The organism is Williamsia sp. z71 (genome assembly GCF_059553375.1).
This window is the reverse complement of sequence record NZ_JCANWX010000003.1, coordinates 466,580-482,070: the sequence shown is the minus strand read 5'-3', so window position 1 is coordinate 482,070 and position 15,491 is coordinate 466,580. Positions and strand designations below refer to the sequence as shown.

Annotated in this window: 19 protein-coding genes; 8 read left to right on the top strand and 11 right to left on the bottom strand. The window is 64.9% G+C overall.

All coding sequences use genetic code 11. The features are described from left to right. Nucleotides 1-24: 24 nt before the first annotated feature. A complete protein-coding gene (locus AC51GR_RS10445; RefSeq protein ID WP_496324555.1) occupies nucleotides 25-1,518 on the top strand; it encodes an FAD-dependent oxidoreductase in 1,494 nt (497 codons plus the stop codon). Nucleotides 1,519-1,540: 22 nt separating this feature from the next. On the opposite strand, the gene AC51GR_RS10440 is transcribed toward AC51GR_RS10445, so the two are convergent. Both AC51GR_RS10440 and AC51GR_RS10435 read right to left on the bottom strand, forming a co-directional pair. After that, entirely contained in the window at nucleotides 1,541-1,930 is a 390-nt protein-coding gene (locus tag AC51GR_RS10440) for an ATP-binding protein (protein ID WP_496324632.1), read from the bottom strand. Nucleotides 1,931-2,083: 153 nt separating this feature from the next. Next, a complete protein-coding gene (locus AC51GR_RS10435; RefSeq protein WP_496324554.1) occupies nucleotides 2,084-2,839 on the bottom strand; it encodes a SigB/SigF/SigG family RNA polymerase sigma factor in 756 nt (251 codons plus the stop codon). Nucleotides 2,840-3,073: 234 nt separating this feature from the next. Between AC51GR_RS10435 and AC51GR_RS10430 the strand changes: the two genes are divergently transcribed. After that, complete coding sequence (locus tag AC51GR_RS10430; protein ID WP_496324553.1) at nucleotides 3,074-4,252, top strand: zinc-dependent alcohol dehydrogenase; 1,179 nt, start codon at nucleotides 3,074-3,076, stop codon at nucleotides 4,250-4,252. Here AC51GR_RS10430 and AC51GR_RS10425 read toward each other — a convergent pair. Both AC51GR_RS10425 and AC51GR_RS10420 read right to left on the bottom strand, forming a co-directional pair. Continuing rightward, entirely contained in the window at nucleotides 4,230-4,622 is a 393-nt protein-coding gene (locus tag AC51GR_RS10425) for an HNH endonuclease (protein WP_496324552.1), read from the bottom strand. The two genes, AC51GR_RS10430 and AC51GR_RS10425, sit on opposite strands and share 23 nt — an antisense overlap. Before the next feature lie 74 nt (nucleotides 4,623-4,696). Next, nucleotides 4,697-5,116 carry a ChaB family protein gene (locus tag AC51GR_RS10420; protein WP_496324551.1) on the bottom strand — a complete coding sequence of 140 codons (420 nt, stop codon included), beginning with the start codon at nucleotides 5,114-5,116 and terminating at the stop codon, nucleotides 4,697-4,699. A 126-nt stretch (nucleotides 5,117-5,242) separates the two neighbouring features. Here AC51GR_RS10420 and AC51GR_RS10415 point away from each other — a divergent pair, with 126 nt between their 5' ends. Continuing rightward, entirely contained in the window at nucleotides 5,243-5,884 is a 642-nt protein-coding gene (locus tag AC51GR_RS10415) for an endonuclease (RefSeq protein WP_496324550.1), read from the top strand. A gap of 20 nt (nucleotides 5,885-5,904) precedes the next feature. Here AC51GR_RS10415 and AC51GR_RS10410 read toward each other — a convergent pair whose 3' ends face one another. The 3 genes from AC51GR_RS10410 to AC51GR_RS10400 form a co-directional block, all read right to left on the bottom strand. Continuing rightward, nucleotides 5,905-6,411 carry a hypothetical protein gene (locus AC51GR_RS10410; RefSeq protein WP_496324549.1) on the bottom strand — a complete coding sequence of 169 codons (507 nt, stop codon included), beginning with the start codon at nucleotides 6,409-6,411 and terminating at the stop codon, nucleotides 5,905-5,907. Beyond that, a complete protein-coding gene (locus tag AC51GR_RS10405; protein WP_496324548.1) occupies nucleotides 6,408-7,319 on the bottom strand; it encodes a DMT family transporter in 912 nt (303 codons plus the stop codon). The genes AC51GR_RS10410 and AC51GR_RS10405 overlap by 4 nt, the downstream gene beginning before the upstream one ends. A gap of 89 nt (nucleotides 7,320-7,408) precedes the next feature. Then, on the bottom strand, nucleotides 7,409-8,029 hold the full coding sequence (locus AC51GR_RS10400) for an NAD(P)H-dependent oxidoreductase (RefSeq protein WP_496324547.1): 621 nt from the start codon (nucleotides 8,027-8,029) through the stop codon (nucleotides 7,409-7,411). Between the two features lie 26 nt (nucleotides 8,030-8,055). Between AC51GR_RS10400 and AC51GR_RS10395 the strand changes: the two genes are divergently transcribed. Next, complete coding sequence (locus AC51GR_RS10395; RefSeq protein WP_496324546.1) at nucleotides 8,056-8,481, top strand: MerR family transcriptional regulator; 426 nt, start codon at nucleotides 8,056-8,058, stop codon at nucleotides 8,479-8,481. A gap of 4 nt (nucleotides 8,482-8,485) precedes the next feature. On the opposite strand, the gene serS is transcribed toward AC51GR_RS10395, so the two are convergent. After that, a complete protein-coding gene (serS, locus tag AC51GR_RS10390; RefSeq protein ID WP_496324545.1) occupies nucleotides 8,486-9,742 on the bottom strand; it encodes a serine--tRNA ligase in 1,257 nt (418 codons plus the stop codon). Between the two features lie 10 nt (nucleotides 9,743-9,752). Then, nucleotides 9,753-10,094, bottom strand: coding sequence for an ankyrin repeat domain-containing protein (locus tag AC51GR_RS10385; protein ID WP_496324631.1), 342 nt, complete (start codon nucleotides 10,092-10,094; stop codon nucleotides 9,753-9,755). Nucleotides 10,095-10,277: 183 nt separating this feature from the next. On the opposite strand from AC51GR_RS10385, the gene AC51GR_RS10380 reads away from it, so the two are divergent. Then, a complete protein-coding gene (locus AC51GR_RS10380) occupies nucleotides 10,278-11,450 on the top strand; it encodes a septum formation family protein (protein ID WP_496324544.1) in 1,173 nt (390 codons plus the stop codon). A 3-nt stretch (nucleotides 11,451-11,453) separates the two neighbouring features. Further along, nucleotides 11,454-11,804 (top strand): metallopeptidase family protein, encoded by a 351-nt coding sequence (locus AC51GR_RS10375; RefSeq protein ID WP_496324543.1) that lies wholly within the window; start codon nucleotides 11,454-11,456, stop codon nucleotides 11,802-11,804. 36 nt (nucleotides 11,805-11,840) lie between these two features. On the opposite strand, the gene AC51GR_RS10370 is transcribed toward AC51GR_RS10375, so the two are convergent. Both AC51GR_RS10370 and pheA read right to left on the bottom strand, forming a co-directional pair. Continuing rightward, nucleotides 11,841-12,503 carry a histidine phosphatase family protein gene (locus AC51GR_RS10370; RefSeq protein WP_496324542.1) on the bottom strand — a complete coding sequence of 221 codons (663 nt, stop codon included), beginning with the start codon at nucleotides 12,501-12,503 and terminating at the stop codon, nucleotides 11,841-11,843. Beyond that, entirely contained in the window at nucleotides 12,500-13,417 is a 918-nt protein-coding gene (gene pheA, locus AC51GR_RS10365; RefSeq protein ID WP_496324541.1) for a prephenate dehydratase, read from the bottom strand. Before pheA ends, AC51GR_RS10370 begins: the two co-directional genes overlap by 4 nt. A 111-nt stretch (nucleotides 13,418-13,528) precedes the next feature. On the opposite strand from pheA, the gene AC51GR_RS10360 reads away from it, so the two are divergent. Further along, on the top strand, nucleotides 13,529-14,293 hold the full coding sequence (locus tag AC51GR_RS10360) for a DUF2470 domain-containing protein (protein ID WP_496324540.1): 765 nt from the start codon (nucleotides 13,529-13,531) through the stop codon (nucleotides 14,291-14,293). A 36-nt stretch (nucleotides 14,294-14,329) separates the two neighbouring features. Next, nucleotides 14,330-15,136, top strand: coding sequence for a CPBP family intramembrane glutamic endopeptidase (locus AC51GR_RS10355; protein WP_496324539.1), 807 nt, complete (start codon nucleotides 14,330-14,332; stop codon nucleotides 15,134-15,136). The last annotated feature ends 355 nt before the right edge of the window (nucleotides 15,137-15,491 follow it).

Sequence of the window (15,491 nt, the reverse complement as noted above, 5' to 3'; positions counted from 1 at the left end):
TCGACATCGGGGTATGGCGATCGGGTGTCCTCATTCTGGCGTGACCGAATCGATGTCCAGACGCCCTCGACAGCGGTCACGGATACCCGCTACGAGTACGTCGTTGTCGGTGGCGGGATCACCGGCCTGGCCACTGCACTCCTGCTGTCGCAGGCGGGTTCATCGGTAGCGGTGCTGGAAGCCCGATATCTGGGTTTCGGTGCCACGGGTAACACCACCGCGAAACTCAGCGTGCTGCAGGGCACCAGGCTCTCGAGCATCTCGGACAAACACACCACCGATGCCGTCAGGCACTACGTGCACGCCAATCTCGATGCACAGCGATGGCTGCTCGACCTGATGCAGGACAAGGGCGTTCCGTTCCAGCTCAGGGACGCATACACCTACGCCCAGACCGACAAGGGCATCGAGGCCGTCGAAACCGAGTTCCGGGTGGCGCGCAGAGCGGGCCTTCCGGTCCAACGTGTGGACAGACTCGACACGGCGTTCCCGGCATTGTCGGCCGTGGTCCTGAAGGATCAGGCCCAGTTCGACCCGATGGATGTGGTGGCGCTCCTCGCCGGCGAAGCCCGATCGCACGGTACCGACATCTTCGAGGGCGTCCGGGTGCGGTCGGTGCGCACCGACCGTGATGACCAGGTCTTGGACACCGAGCAGGGCGATGTCCGGGCGGGCACGGTCATATTGGCAACGGGTATACCGATTCTTGATCGCGGTGGTTACTTCGCACGCCTGCATCCCGAACGGTCCTACGCTGCTGCCTTCGACGTGTCCGAGGAGATCCCCACCGGAATGTATCTCTCTGCCGACCAGCCGTCGCGGTCGGTCCGTTCCGTTCCGACGGCCGACGGCGAGGTGTTGCTCACCGGCGGGGCGGGCCATACCGTCGGCCGAACCCGATCCGAACAAGCGCTGGTGGACGAACTCATCGAATGGACCACGCGATCATTCCCGACCGCTCGGCTCCGAGCTCGTTGGTCGGCACAGGATTACGTCTCCATCGACGAACTTCCCTATGTGGGACCACTTGTCCCCGGGAACGACAACATCATGGTGGCCACGGGTTACGCCAAATGGGGGATGTCTAACGGTATCGCGGCCGCACTCATGTTGTCCGGCATCTTCCATGGAGACCGGAAGCCGTGGGCGAATGCGTTGAATTCTTCTCGGTACCAACAGCTTTCAGGAATCCCCACCGCCGCGATGATCAACGGAGCCGTCGGCGTGCACATGGTCAAGGGGTGGGCAGGTGCCGCTATGGCAGGTTCACCGGGGCCGCCGGATCCGGCCGCCGAGGGCACGGGAGAAATTCGCCGGGAAGGAACACATCCGGTCGGGGTCTGCACCGTGGGCGGGCGCCAACACCGCGTGTCGGCCATCTGTCCGCATCTGCACGGGATCTTGAAGTGGAACGATGCCGAATCGTCCTGGGATTGCCCGCTTCACGGATCACGTTTCCGTCATGACGGCGAGATCATCGAAGGACCCGCCACCTCACCTCTGCGTCGACTCGACTGAACGTCGCGCCGAGGCCGGGGGGCTATTTCGAGAGTTCGATCGCAACCAGACGTCCGCCGTTGTCGACGGGACCTTCGTGAACGGTGACGAAGTTGGTGAGGGTCTGGAGGACATGCCATCCGAAGCCCGTTTGCGGCAAGGTTTTCGCCGCCGGCACCCACGACTGCACCACCGCACGGAATTCCCGCTGGGAAGTGGTGAACCCCACAGTGAGTTCGGCTTCCGGTGCGGCACAGCCGATGATCGACGACGCCGCCTCATCGACCGCCAGCTTGATGTCGGCCACCTCGTCGAGCGAGAAATCCGCGAGCACGGCCAAGGTCTCGGCGATGGCTCGTACCATCGGCACCTGGGACTCATCGGCTCTGACCCGGATACTCACCGGAGTCACGGCGATCCCGTCGATGTCCATAACGTCACCCACTACGTTTGTCCCCCTTTGCCAGGCAGGTTACCCCGCGCGGCTTGATGTATCCGTTTCAACACTGCGACAACCCTTCCGTCACTTCAATGCACGTGTACCCATGACGTTGAATGCCAATCACTGCGCCCATCCCAACCGCGCTCAACCCAGCAGCGAACCGATGTCGGTCTCGCTGGACCCCAGCTCTTCGCGGAGCTTCTTCAACGTGCTCGACAGGATTCGCGAGACATGCATCTGCGATATCCCCATTTGTTTGGCGATCTCGGTCTGCGTTTGAGAACCGAAGAACCGGAGCACCAGAATTCGGCGTTCCCGTTCCGTGAGTTTGGCCAGGGCAGGCCGGATCATGACGTAACTCTCGACGTGAGAGTACTCCGGGTCCTCCTCGCCGATCGTCTCGAGTAGGGGCGCACCGATCTCGTCGTCCGCCGCGCCGGAATCGGTCGAAAGTGCTTGATACGCACCCCTGGCGAGCAACCCTTCCGTCACCTCGGCAGCGTCGATCCCGAGTTCGGCCGCGATCTCACTGGCCGACGGTGAGCGACCCAGCCTGTGCGACAAATCTTCCGACGCGTCGTTGATCGACTTGTGAAGTTCTTTGAGGCGCCGCGGAACTCGTGTCGCCCAGGCCGCATCGCGAAAGTGCCTACGCACTTCGCCCATGATCGTCGGCACGGCGAACGAGACGAACTCCGAGCCGTGTTCCGGGTTGAAGCGATCAACCGCGTTCACCAGACCCAGACGGGCAACCTGCACGAGGTCATCGTGATTTTCGCCGCGTCCACCGAAGCGACGTGCGATGTTCTCGGCCAACGGCAGACAACGTGTGATCACGTCGTCGCGGAGACGGCTGGTCTCAGGGGCGTCAGAATCACCCGCTCGGAGCTGCTCGATCATGCCGACAACATCCGAATAGTCGTCTGAAGCGCGGGCCTTTGATTCAGATCGGTCCAATACTGTCCCATCCACACAATCGTCTTCTCACTCGCCGGGCTTACCCGGTGAGAGTGAGTCTCAAACACCACTCTGCCATCCCTGGCGCCGACATCGACATCGTGATTGCGCCAGGCGCTCGAGGGGTACCTGCCGAGCGGGGGCGGATGACCTGGAGTTCGCCGAGAAGGAGCCAATATGAGAGCAGTGACATGGCAAGGCAAGCGCGATGTGCGCGTCGAGACCGTGCCGGATCCGAAGATCGAAGAACCGACGGACGTCATCATTTCGCTGACGACGACCAATATCTGTGGATCAGATCTTCATCTCTATGAGATCTTCGGACCGTTCATGACCCCCGGAGACATCCTCGGGCACGAACCGATGGGAGAGGTGGTCGAGGTCGGCTCAGCGGTGAAGAACCTGTCCGTCGGGGATCGGGTCGTCATCCCATTCCAGATCGCCTGTGGCACTTGCCACATGTGCAACCATCAACTACCCACCCAGTGCGAGACCACACAGGTGACCTCTCAGGGGCGGGGGGCGGCCCTGTTCGGCTTCTCCAAGCTCTATGGTCAGGTGCCCGGCGCCCAGGCGGAATACCTTCGTGTCCCGCATGCGGATTTCACGCACATCAAGGTGCCGGAAGGTCCGTCGGATTCGCGGTTCGTGTATCTCTCCGACGTATTGCCCACCGCGTGGCAATCGGTTGAGTACGCCAACATCCCCGACGGTGGCTCGGTCACAGTCCTGGGCCTCGGTCCGATCGGTGACATGGCGGCCCGAGTGGCAGCCCACAAGGGCTACCAGGTCACCGCGGTCGACCTCGTTCCCGAGCGCCTCGAACGGGCCAGGGCACGCGGTATCGACACCATCGATCTTTCAGAGAATGACAACATCGCCGAGATCATCCGTGATCGGACCGATGGCCGGGGAACCGATTCCGTCATCGACGCGGTCGGTGCGGAAGCACACGGTGCGCTGGGGGCCAAGGTGATCCAGGCGATGACCGGCATGCTGCCGGACGCCATCGCCCAGCCGCTGTTCAAGACTGCCGGCGTGGACCGTCTCAGCGCGGTCTACACCGCCCTCGACGCGGTGCGGCGTGGCGGCACCGTTTCACTGATCGGGGTCTACGGAGGCGATATGGACCCACTCCCGCTCGGAACAATGTTCGATAAGCAGATCACGATGCGGATGGGACAGGCCAACGTCAAGCGGTGGGTGGACGACATCATGCCGCTCCTCACCGACGACGATCCTTTGGGCGTGGACACCTTTGCCACACACGAGCTATCTCTGGAAGAGGCGCCGCACGCCTACGAGATCTTCCAGAAGAAGCAGGATGGAGCCGTCAAGATTCTTCTGAAGCCGTGACCTGCGGCAGCCCGGAGGTGGTCAACGCGGCACGTCGTCGCGCCGCGTTGACCTCGGCGTATCGCACCAGAAATGCTCGTTCGTCGAGCTTCTTACGCCGCAACCAGCCGGTGACCTCGTCGTTGCATTTACTGGCATTGCAGGAGCCGCAGGCCGGCGCGATGTTGTCGATCGTGTAGCGCCCGCCCCTCGATATCGGCAGGACGCAATCGCGTTGCAGCGGCTTGTCGGTCGCACCGCAATAGGCCCAGCCGCCCCATGCGTCCTTCAACTCGGCCCACTGCTCGGGGCTCAGGTCATGCTCGACGGCATCCATCCGCCGCTTGCGCTTTCGCGCATGTCTGGCCTTGCGACTTCGATTGACCGGCACGGGGTCGATCCTAATGTGGTCGCCGCACCGATGCCCCGGGGCGCGCACGTTCGGCGGTGTCGGCCGCCGGCGGCCTACCGGTTCCGGGCCGTCTGATTCCGGTTCTCCTTCTTGATCGCCGAGACCAGTTCGTTCTTGTTCATCGTCGAGCGACCCGAGATGTCCAGGCGACGGGCCACATCCATCAGGTGCTTCTTGCCGGCTGAGGCATCGACACCTTCGGCCGTTTCGCCACCGGCGTCGGGGCCTCCGCTCTTGGCCCGAGAGTCAGAGGGCCCCTTCTTCTTCTTCGGTTCCCAGCGATCCCCGACCTTTTCGAAGGCGTGCTTGAGCGCCGAATACGCAACCCGGTGTGCGCGTTCCTCGTCGTGATACTCGTCCATCGCAGAGTCGTAAGACTTGGCGAATGTCCGCTGGGCCTTGGCATCCGACTTCTTGAGTGTGCTCGGGAGTTCGCTCTTCTTGGCCCCACCGAACTTGGTCGTTTTCGGCATCGTCTGCCCCCTCGTGTCGACAGCACGGTCCCCCGGCGAATACCCGCTGCAGACGCTGCACAAACCCGATGTTCAGGCATCCCGTCGACCGGGTATCCGGCCCTCGGATAGGAAGGGGAACCCGCGGTGACCAGCAAACGACAACGCGCCATAGCTGCCGAACTCGGTGAACGGGCCGGACCGACCTACGCCGAAGAGGCCGGCATAAAACTGCGTGACGCGCCTTCGCCACTCTTCGAACTACTCGTGCTGACGATGTTGTTGAGTGCCCGCATATCGGCCGATATCGCCGTTGCCGCCGCCCGTGAGCTGTTCGGTGCCGGACTGCGCAGCCCGAAGGCCATGATCGAGGCCGACCGGGCCGACATCATCAAGGCACTCGGCCGCGGACACTACGTGCGCTACGACGAGAGCACCGCGACGAGGCTGAACGAGTTGTCGCACAGGTTGATCGACACCTACGGCGGCGATCTACGCAAACTCGCGGAGGTCGCCGAGAACGATGTCGCCCGGACCCGGGAACTGTTGCAGGAATTCAACGGGCTGGGGCCGGTCGGTTCCGACATCTTCCTCCGCGAGGTCCAGGACGTGTGGCCGTGGGCGGCCCCGTACTTCGACAAGAAGGCACGGGGGGTCACCGAGGATCTCGGGCTACCGGATGATCCCGGCGCATTGGCCGAACTCGCCCCCGGCTCCACTGCCCAATTCGCCGCGGCGCTGGTCCGGGCTTCCCTCGACAAGGATCTGCGAGAATCTCTGTCCGCGTGAGCAGTGGCCCCGGTACGTCTTCAGGGATTCTTGGCGTCGGTGATCGCCGCGCGGATCGCCTCCGCACACTCGGCACCGGCCGGTTCCGGCCCGAGACCGATGTAGAACGTGCCGGCCTGGCCGTGGTCGCCGGGGAACCCGCCAACGGTGACACCGGAATCCTCCACTGCGGAAAAGGAATCCTCCAGGGCACCGCCGACCCGGACCGATGCTTGCGTCAGCGGTACGGAAATCGCGTCGGTGCCACGATCCCGGCCGGAGGTCACCACCACCATGTGGGTGGTGTGCAGTACCACCAGCACCTGGTGTTCGGTGTCCTTGTCGGTCGCATCCGCCCTGCGCCCGAACAGCTTTCCCAGCAATGATGTGGACGGCCTGTTCACGCTGTGGGTCAGCCACGCGGGCATGTCGTCGGCGAGCACCAACTGCTCACTCTCGGCGTGCTTCGCGAGCGCTTCTGTCATCGCCATCGACAGTTGGTCGAATCGCACCATCTGTGTTGATCGCTCATATACCGACGTACTCATGCCATTGCCTTCTCTCCGCCTCGCTCTGCTTCTGCACTGGCCTCCACCGCCCCGGACCAGGCGACCGCAACAGCCCCGACAACCGCAAAGACGAAACCGAGGACAGCCAACCAGGTTCGGCCCGGAAGGGCATTGTCGCCGAGCCAGATGATACCGACCAACCCCGGAATCACCGTCTCGCCGACCACCAGGGCCGCGGTGGCACCGTTGACCGAACCCAATTGCAGCGCAACGGTATGCAGGTAGAAGCCGCCGACACCCGAGATCACCAGCGCGTACGCGGCCGGATCGGCCAGGATCGCACCGAGGTCGAAGTCGGAGATGCCGTCCATCACACGCACCGAGATCGCCACCACACCGAACATCGTTCCGGCACAGAGGCCCGCGGCAACGGCAGCTCTGGACCCGAGCCACCGGACCAGCCCGACCGAGCTGGCCATCAGGGCCACCGTGATCACCAGCAGACCCCAATGGAACCATTCGGAGTCGTGACCGGTGCCCTCGGGTTCGGCCGAGAAGCCCAGTGCCAGCAGGGCCAGGATCACGACGGTGATCGCGATCCAGTCACGGCGATGCAGGCTGATACCCAGCACGAAGATTCCCAGGACCGCGGTCACCACCAGATTGGCACTGATGATCGTCTGCGACAGGAACAGCGGGACCAATCGGGCCGAGACCGCGCCACCGATGAAACCGAAGACGTCCAAACAGGTTCCGACGATGAACGCCAGCGTCAATGCCGCGGCGATGGTCGACTTCATCGACGGCGCGCCGGATCCGGTCTCGAAGCCCTCCAGCCCGTCGGCGACGGCCTTCTGCTTGGACTGGCGCGCGCCGTACGCCTGCATCACAGACGAGACGCCGTAGGCCACGCAGGCGAACAGCGCCGCCAGAACTCCGATGATCATGCTCAGCAGTATGGCGGCAAAGAACCTGATCTGCCTCTACCCACGCACGAAGTCGGGGATCGGCCCGAATTCACCTCCGCTTCCACGCGTTACGCGTGCTGTGGGCAAGGAGTGATCGCGGCGGTGATCTTCAGACCCGTCTCACGAGCCTCCCGGAGCCGGCGCGCGTGAACCTCGGATTGTTCGGCGTGGCTGTCATAAAGGAGGGTCACACTCGCGGTGGTGATCCCCGAATAGTCTGCGAGACCACCGAGCAGGCGCGTGGTGAGCGAATCGTGGTAGCCGCGGCGGACGAACGTGTCCTCGTTGACGCCCGCGACCCCCACGAAATGCAGATCGGGTACCGCGGTGCGGAAATCGACCACATCTTCGGAGTCCTCATAGGCCCACCCACCGGTGAACACCCGCTCGATCCAACCGGCGAGCAGAGCCGGGACCGACCACCAGTAGACCGGGAACACCGCAACGACGGCATCCGCCGCTTCGATGAGTCGTTGCTCGGCGAGCACGTCCTGCGGCGGTGGACTCTGGCGACGAAATGCTGCGAGGTCGGCAGGACCGAATGTCGGCTGGAAGCCGGTTCGCCACAGGTCGTGGATACGGGGATTGCCACCGGCCTCGGTGACACCGGCCGCCAACGACTCCGTGAGCCGCCAGGTTTCCGACGAGCGATCCGGATGGGTGGTCACGATCAGCACTGTCGAAGTCATGCGTCCGACGGTAATGTCTGACATCAATGTCAATGTCAACACCGACACCCGGGTCACCTGAGCGCAAGGCGCTTCGCATCGGCGAGCTCTGCGCCCGGACCGGCGCGACGCCGCGGATGGTCCGGCACTACGAACGCGCCGGGGTGCTCAAACCGCAGCGCATGGCAAATCGGTACCGGATCTACGACGAGGAAGACGTCCGCACCGTCGAGGACGTCCGCTGCCTGCTCGCCGCCGGACTCACCCTGACCGAATCCGCGCAGATCATCGAGGCCATCTGCGCTGAGCCGGCTCAGGTCGACGACGCCGATCGCGCCGCGGCGCTGCTGCTGATCGGTAACCGCCGGGACCAACTGTCGGCCCGGATCGACCAACTCGTCGAATACCGGGACCGCCTCGACGAGTTGCGCACGGAAATCGTCGAGGACGGGCAGTCCGCGGTCGGGGCGTGATCCGCTAGCGAGGGGTCAACAGGTCGGTGCCGACAAAGGGCACCAGCGCTTCCGGGACACGCACGCTGCCGTCTGGTTGCTGGTGGTTCTCGAGGATGGCGACGATCCAGCGGGTGGTGGCCAGGGTGCCGTTGAGCGTCGCGGCGATCTGCGGTTTGCCGTTCTCGCCGCGGTACCGCACCTGCAGCCGGCGGGCCTGGTACGTGGTGCAGTTCGATGTCGAGGTCAGTTCGCGATAGGTGTTCTGGGTGGGAACCCAGGCCTCGCAGTCGAACTTGCGGGCCGCGGACGAACCGAGATCACCACCGGCGACATCGATCACCCGGTACGGCACCTCGATGGCGGCCAGCATTTCCTTCTGCCAGCCCAGGATCTTTTCGTGCTCGGCCTCGGCTTCTTCGGGGCGGCAGTAGATGAACCCCTCCACCTTGTCGAACTGGTGGACCCGGATGATGCCGCGGGTGTCCTTGCCGTAGCTCCCGGCCTCCCGACGGAAACAGCTCGACCACCCGGCGTACCGCTTGGGACCGTCGGACAGGTCGAGGATCTCGTTCATGTGATAGCCGGCCATCGGCACCTCAGAGGTTCCGACCAGGAACAGATCGTCGTCCGGGAGGTGGTAGACCTCTGCCGAGTGCTCGCCGAGGAATCCGGTGCCCTCCATGACCTCCGGGCGAACCAGGACCGGCGGGATCATCATCGTGAAACCGTTGGCCGTCGCCTTCTGCGCGGCGAGCTGCAAGAGGCCGAGCTGCAGCATCGCGCCCGCACCGGTGAGGAAGTAGAAGCGCGAACCAGAGACCTTCGCACCGCGCTCCATGTCGATCAGACCCAGGTTCTCCCCGAGTTCGAGGTGATCCTTCGGGTTCTCGATTTCCGGGATCTCGCCGACGGTCTCCAGCAGGACGAAGTCCTGTTCACCACCGGCCGGAGCCTGCGGGGCGACGATGTTGTTGATCGCGCGGTGCGCAGCGACCATCTTCTCGTTCGCGGCTGCTTCGCGGGCGTGCGCCGCCTTGACCCTCTCGGCCAGCTCCTTGCCCTTGGCCAGCAGCGCCTGCTTCTCCTCGGCGGGTGCCTTACCGATCAGCTTTCCGAGGTCTTTCTGCTCGGAACGCAGCTGATCGGCCTCCACGATGGCGGCGCGGCGTTGGGTGTCGGCGTCGAGCAGCACGTCGACCAAGGCCGGGTCCTGACCGCGCGTGCGCTGGGAAGCCCGGACAACATCAGGATGCTCACGCAGAATTTTCAGGTCGATCACGTGTGAAACCCTACTTGCCGAGCAAACTGAGGTAATCTTCGCGGCCGAACATGTGGGCTGCGTCTCGGGCGGTGGGAGTGCCGGCATCCGGATCGGCGCCGGCGTCGATCAACGCCCGGACCACCTCGTCGTGGGACTTGAACACCGCGCCCGCCAACGGGGTCTGGTTTTTGTCATTGGGACGATTCACGTCGGCACCCCGCTCCACCAGGCCCTTCACCAGTGCTGCGTTGCCGTGATAGGCCGCGAGCATCAGCACCGTGTCGCCGGACTGGTTGGTCAGGTTCACCGGCACACCCGCATCGATGTACTGCAACATCGCCAGGTCGCCGGCGCGCGCCATCTCGAACATCCGACCGGCCAGCTCGGCCACGTCGGCCGGTGGCTCGGTGTTGTCAAGGTTTTTCGGATCGGCCGATTCGCCGTGCACATTCGGGTCCATGGGCCGACGATAGCGCCCTCGGTGAACCCCCGGCGCCCGGCTGTCCGCCCCATCCCGCCACGGCGCCCGCCGACAAGGGCATGATGGACAGCGATGGTTGACAGGCAAGAAGGTGACGATTCCGCCTCGCATGAGGGTGACGGTTCCACCTCGCAGGGAGGCGACGATTCCACCGTGGAGAACCGGCGAGGTCGGTTCGGGCAGCTGATGCACGAGCACCCCATCAGAGTTCTGCTCGCGGCGATCCTCGTGGGTGCGCTGGTCTGTGCGGCAGTGGTCGGGTTGTTCGGTGGTTTCGATGACGCCGGCAAGGTCCAGCGCGATGAGGTCGGGGCCACGGAGCCGACGCCGAAGTCCACGCCGTTCTCCGAATCGCAGGCCGGCGATTGCCTCACCTGGCCACTGGCCGAACCGGGCAAACAGTCCCTGGTCGACTGCACCACCGAGCACATGTTCGAGGTGGCCGGCGCCGTCGACACCGCCGTGTACCCGGGTGTGCAATTCGGTGAGGACGCCCCCTGGCCCGGCCCCGACCAGTTCAACACGATCCGGGACGAGTACTGCCCCACGGTCGTCAACAACTATCTCGGCGGCAAGCTCGATCCGGCGGGCCGCTTCACGGTCAATCTGATGTATCCCTCGGAAGAACAGTGGAACGCCGGTGAACGCAGCCTGCGGTGTGGCCTGCAGTTGTCGGGCACCACCGGCACACTTACGCCGTTCACCGGTTTCGTCCGCGACCTCGACCAGGCCCAGCAGTGGCCGGTGGGCACCTGTGTCGGGATCGATCCCGCCACCCGCAAACCCACCGATCCGGTGGATTGCTCCGAGCCCCATGCATTTCAGGTCACCGGTGTCGTCGACCTCGGTGTCGAGTTCGGAGACGCCCTCTCGGGCCGGCCCTGGCCGAGTATCGAGGCACAGAACGACTACCTGAAGGCGACCTGCCCGGGGCTGACCGATCAGTTCCTCGGTAGCGCGGAACGTCTTGCCCAGACCACACTCAACCTGCAGTGGTCGACCTTGGCGGAGACGAGCTGGATGGCCGGGAGCCGAACCTCCGTGTGCTACATCGGATTGCCCGACTCAGGCGGTTTTGCGACCCTCGTCGGCGACGCCAGAGGAGATCTGTTGATCAACGGTCAGGTCCCGGCGCCGACCGCCGACAATCCCGACGGCCGCATCGTCCCGACCCCGGTGCCATTACCGCCGGGCGTGGAGGTCAACCCGACCCTCGAGATCCCGGCCCCGGCCGGCGGCGGGTGATCGATGCCGGTTGCGATGACCCACAAGGACTTCGAGAACCTTGTCTCAGACGCCCTCGACACCATCCCCGAAGATCTTGCAGCCGCGATGAACAACGTGGTGATCCTCGTGGAGCCCTTCAACGACGAGGAACCCGACCTGCTCGGGCTGTATTTCGGCATTGCGCTGACCGAACGGGACAGCCACTACGGCGGCACCCTGCCGGACACCATCACGATCTATCGCGATCCGATCCTCGCCATGTGCGAGAACGAAGAGCAGGTGATCTCCGAGGTGGCGATCACGGTTGTGCATGAAATCGCGCACCACTTCGGCATTTCCGACGATTGGCTGCACGCCAACGGCTGGGGCTGACCACTTCCCGACCGGCGACAGGCCGTCGTTCGGACATCAGCCCATCGGGTCGCGGGCGAGTTCGGCGGGGTCGGTCGTGTGGAACGGCGGCAGTTCCAGGCCCCACCGCGTACACGTCCAGCCGTCCGGCGTGCGCTCCAATTCGATTGAGCCGGTGTTCTTCAGGTGATGTTTGAGGGCGAACTCGGCAGGCATGTTCACCAGGCGCGCCGCGATGAGCCGGATCGCCGCACCGTGGCTGACCACGTGGACGTCCGGAGCCTCCGGGTCGAGCAGGTACTGGTCGGCGATCTCGTCGATGACCGGCAGATACCGCGCATACACGTCGTCGAGTGATTCACCCCCGGGGATCCGGACCCCCGTCTGCCCCTCGAACCAACTGCGCACGGTCTTGGCGAAGACCTGATGCGACTCCTCGGAGGTCTGGTCCTCCAGATCACCGACCTGGACCTCGAAGAGCCCGTCGCGCACCTGATTCTGAACCGACCACACCGACCCGATCAGTTCGGCCGTCTGTTGCGCCCGGGAGGCCACCGACGAGATGAGGACCGGCGCCTCGGGTTCCGGACGTTCGAGCGCGTAGCGCACGGCCTGCCGCGCACCGAAATCGGTCAGATTGGCGCCCGGCAACGCAGTATCCAAGCGCTGCAGCACATTTGACGTGGTCTCACCGTGACGGACCAGGTACAGCCGGCTCATGGCTCCAGACCCAACCGAATGGATTCGAGCCAACGGTCACTCGCCGCGTGGCGGGGCGGCGGCGTCCCATTGGGTCGTGCGGACGGCCACGAACCCAGGAAGTGCAGGACCGGAACCCGGCGGTACAACGCCCCCAGCGCCTCGGCGATGGGTGAATCATCGAGATGCCCGACCACATCGAGGTTGAAGTAGAAACCCCCGGTATGCCGCGGCCGCGATTCGATCCGGGTGAGATCGATTCCCCGAGATGCGAACTCATACATCGCCGACATCAACGAGCCGGGCACATTCGGCAGATCCAACGTGACCGAGGTGCGATCCTGTCCGGTTCGCATGGGCACCGGGCCCGGCTTGCCGACGAGGACGAACCGGGTGGCGGCCTCGTCGGAGTCGACCATTCCGGTGGCGATGTCGTGAAGACCGTGCAGGCGGGCCGCGACCGGCGTGGTCACGGCGGCGTCGACGACACCGTCCGCCGCGTCCTGGGCCGCGGCCGCGTTCGAGGCGCTCGTCACCAGCTGAGCGCCGGGGAACCGTGCGGCCAGTGTTTCCCGGACCTGCGCCGCGGCCACCGGATAAGCCCCGATCGTCTTGATCTTCTCGGGTGCCATCGCATCTCGGGCGGCCAGGGTGAACGCGATGTCGAGGACCGTCTCGGCAAAGATCTGCAATCGACTGCCCTTGATCAGTGCGTCGAGCGTGGCCGGCACCGAACCCTCGATGGAGCTCTCGATGGGCACACACCCGTATCGGGCCTGCCCCTCGCGGACCAGACCCAGGGTTGCACCGGGGCTGTTGGCACTGATCCGATCCAGGTCACCCTCGGCGGTGAGCCACGGGTTCTCGATCAACAGACGGTCAAGGGCCATCTCGGTGAACGTTCCGGATGGGCCGAAGTAGGCGATCGCAGGCACGTTCCGAGGTTACGGCAGGAGCTGAAGCAAATTGAGGCTTGCCTTCGATCGTGGCGCATGGTTAGGGTAGCTTTACCTACACAGCGTGAACCGAGTCGCCGAGGACCGCAGATGACAAAAACAGCGATCGACCGCCCCACCGATGCCGAGTTCATCCGGACCGCATGTATGCACGTGACGGACGCGATGCTCGCGATCGAGGGCAGCGAGCCGGCACCGGTCACGATGGTGCATCTGTACGACTCGCAGGCGTTCGTCCTGGTCCCCTCCGACAGCGCCGCCTGCGCATTGGCCTGGCAGGCGGGCAGCGGCGGGCTCCCCGCCATGGTGGAGGTCACCGACATGGCCCCCATCGAGCTGCGAGAGCAGGTTCGCTCCCTCATCTGGCTCAACGGCACACTTCATTCGGTTCCGTCGGACCTCGAACGCGACCTGGCCTGCGAGATCGCCACCGATCATCCGTCGCCCGGCCTCCTCGACATCGGCCACGGTTACTCATTGCTCCGCCTCGGCCTGACCTCCGCAGTCCTGGCCAACAGCTCCGGTGCCGCCTCGGTGACGTCCTCCGAGCTCGCCACCGCTGATCCCGACCCTTTCTGGGAGTTCGAAAGCGACTGGGTCGCACACATGGACAGCGATCACGCCGACATGATCACCGCGCTGAGCAACCGGCTACCGGTGGAACTGCGCGACGGCCGGGTCCGCCCCCTCGGAATCGACCGTTTCGGCATCAGCTTTCGCGTCGAGGGCTGCGAGAGTGACTCCGACGTTCGACTGTCATTCCCTCGACCGGTCAGTGACCTGCCCGAGTTGTCCCGGGCGATCCGGGCGCTCGCCGGCTGCCCCTTCCTGAACAGCCTGCCCGGCCAAGCCTGAGGCCCCTCCTGTTCGACCGTCAGTAACCTCAACCGGGTGAACCTGCGCCCGTGGCTGCAACCGGCACGTCCGGCGCAGCCGGAGATCGTCACCGACCCGACCGAGCGACGCGCGATCGGGATCGAGATCACCATCGTCCTGGTTCTGACGTTCGGATTGTCCGCGGCGTCGTCGATCCTTTCCCTGATCGAGGACGCGATGTCAGAGCCCGGTATCAGCGGCAGCTCCGTGGCCCTGAACGCCAGCTCAACCGACCTCGGCGTCATCGACTTCTTCCGGCAACTACTCTCTGCCACCAAGCTCTTCGGTATCGCCGCACTGGCCGTGTACCTCATCTGGCGAGCCGGGGTTCCGTTGGCGCGCATCGGGTTACCGGCACTTCGAGCAAAGTTCGACGTCCCGCTGGGCATGGGTCTCGCCGCCCTGATCGGCATTCCGGGCCTGGGCCTGTACGTCGTGGCCCGCGCGATGGATCTCAATATCCAAGTGGTTCCCTCGGATCTCAACGAGACCTTCTGGCGCCTGCCGATGCTGGTGTTCTCGGCCATGGCGAACTCGGCGGCAGAAGAACTGCTCGTGGTGGCGTACATCATCACCCGCCTGCGCCAACTCGGCTGGACCGAGAATCGCAGCCTGGTGTTCTCAGCGGTTCTGCGCGGCGGCTATCACCTGTACCAGGGACTGGGCGCCGGATTCGGGAACGTGCTGATGGGCCTGGTCTACGGCCGGGTCTTCCAGCGCACCGGACGGGTGTGGCCACTGATCATCGGACACGCATTGATCGACACCGTCGCCTTTGTCGGGTACGCAGTCCTGAGAGACCATCTCAGCTGGCTTGACTAGAGTCTGTGCAATGACCGACCAGGACGAGCCCTTCATCCGCCGCCGCGGCGGTGCGAGACGTCCCGATCAGGGTCCGGTCCCACCGCCCGCCTCCCCCGCGGCAAACGGCCGAACGCGGCGCATGATGCCCGGCCCGGCCGGTCCGCCTCCGCAACGGGCGCCCGGCCAACCCGCCGGTGGGCGTCCGCCGCACCAGGGGCCACCACAACCGGCGCCTGTCAGATCGCCACAGGCCCCGCCTCCGGCGCCTGTCAGATCGCCGCAGGCCCCGCCTCCGGCAGCGGGCCCCGGCTACCAGCCCCCACGGGCCTGGTCCCAGGCCGACAGTCCGGAACCGCGGACCGCCCGACCGGCA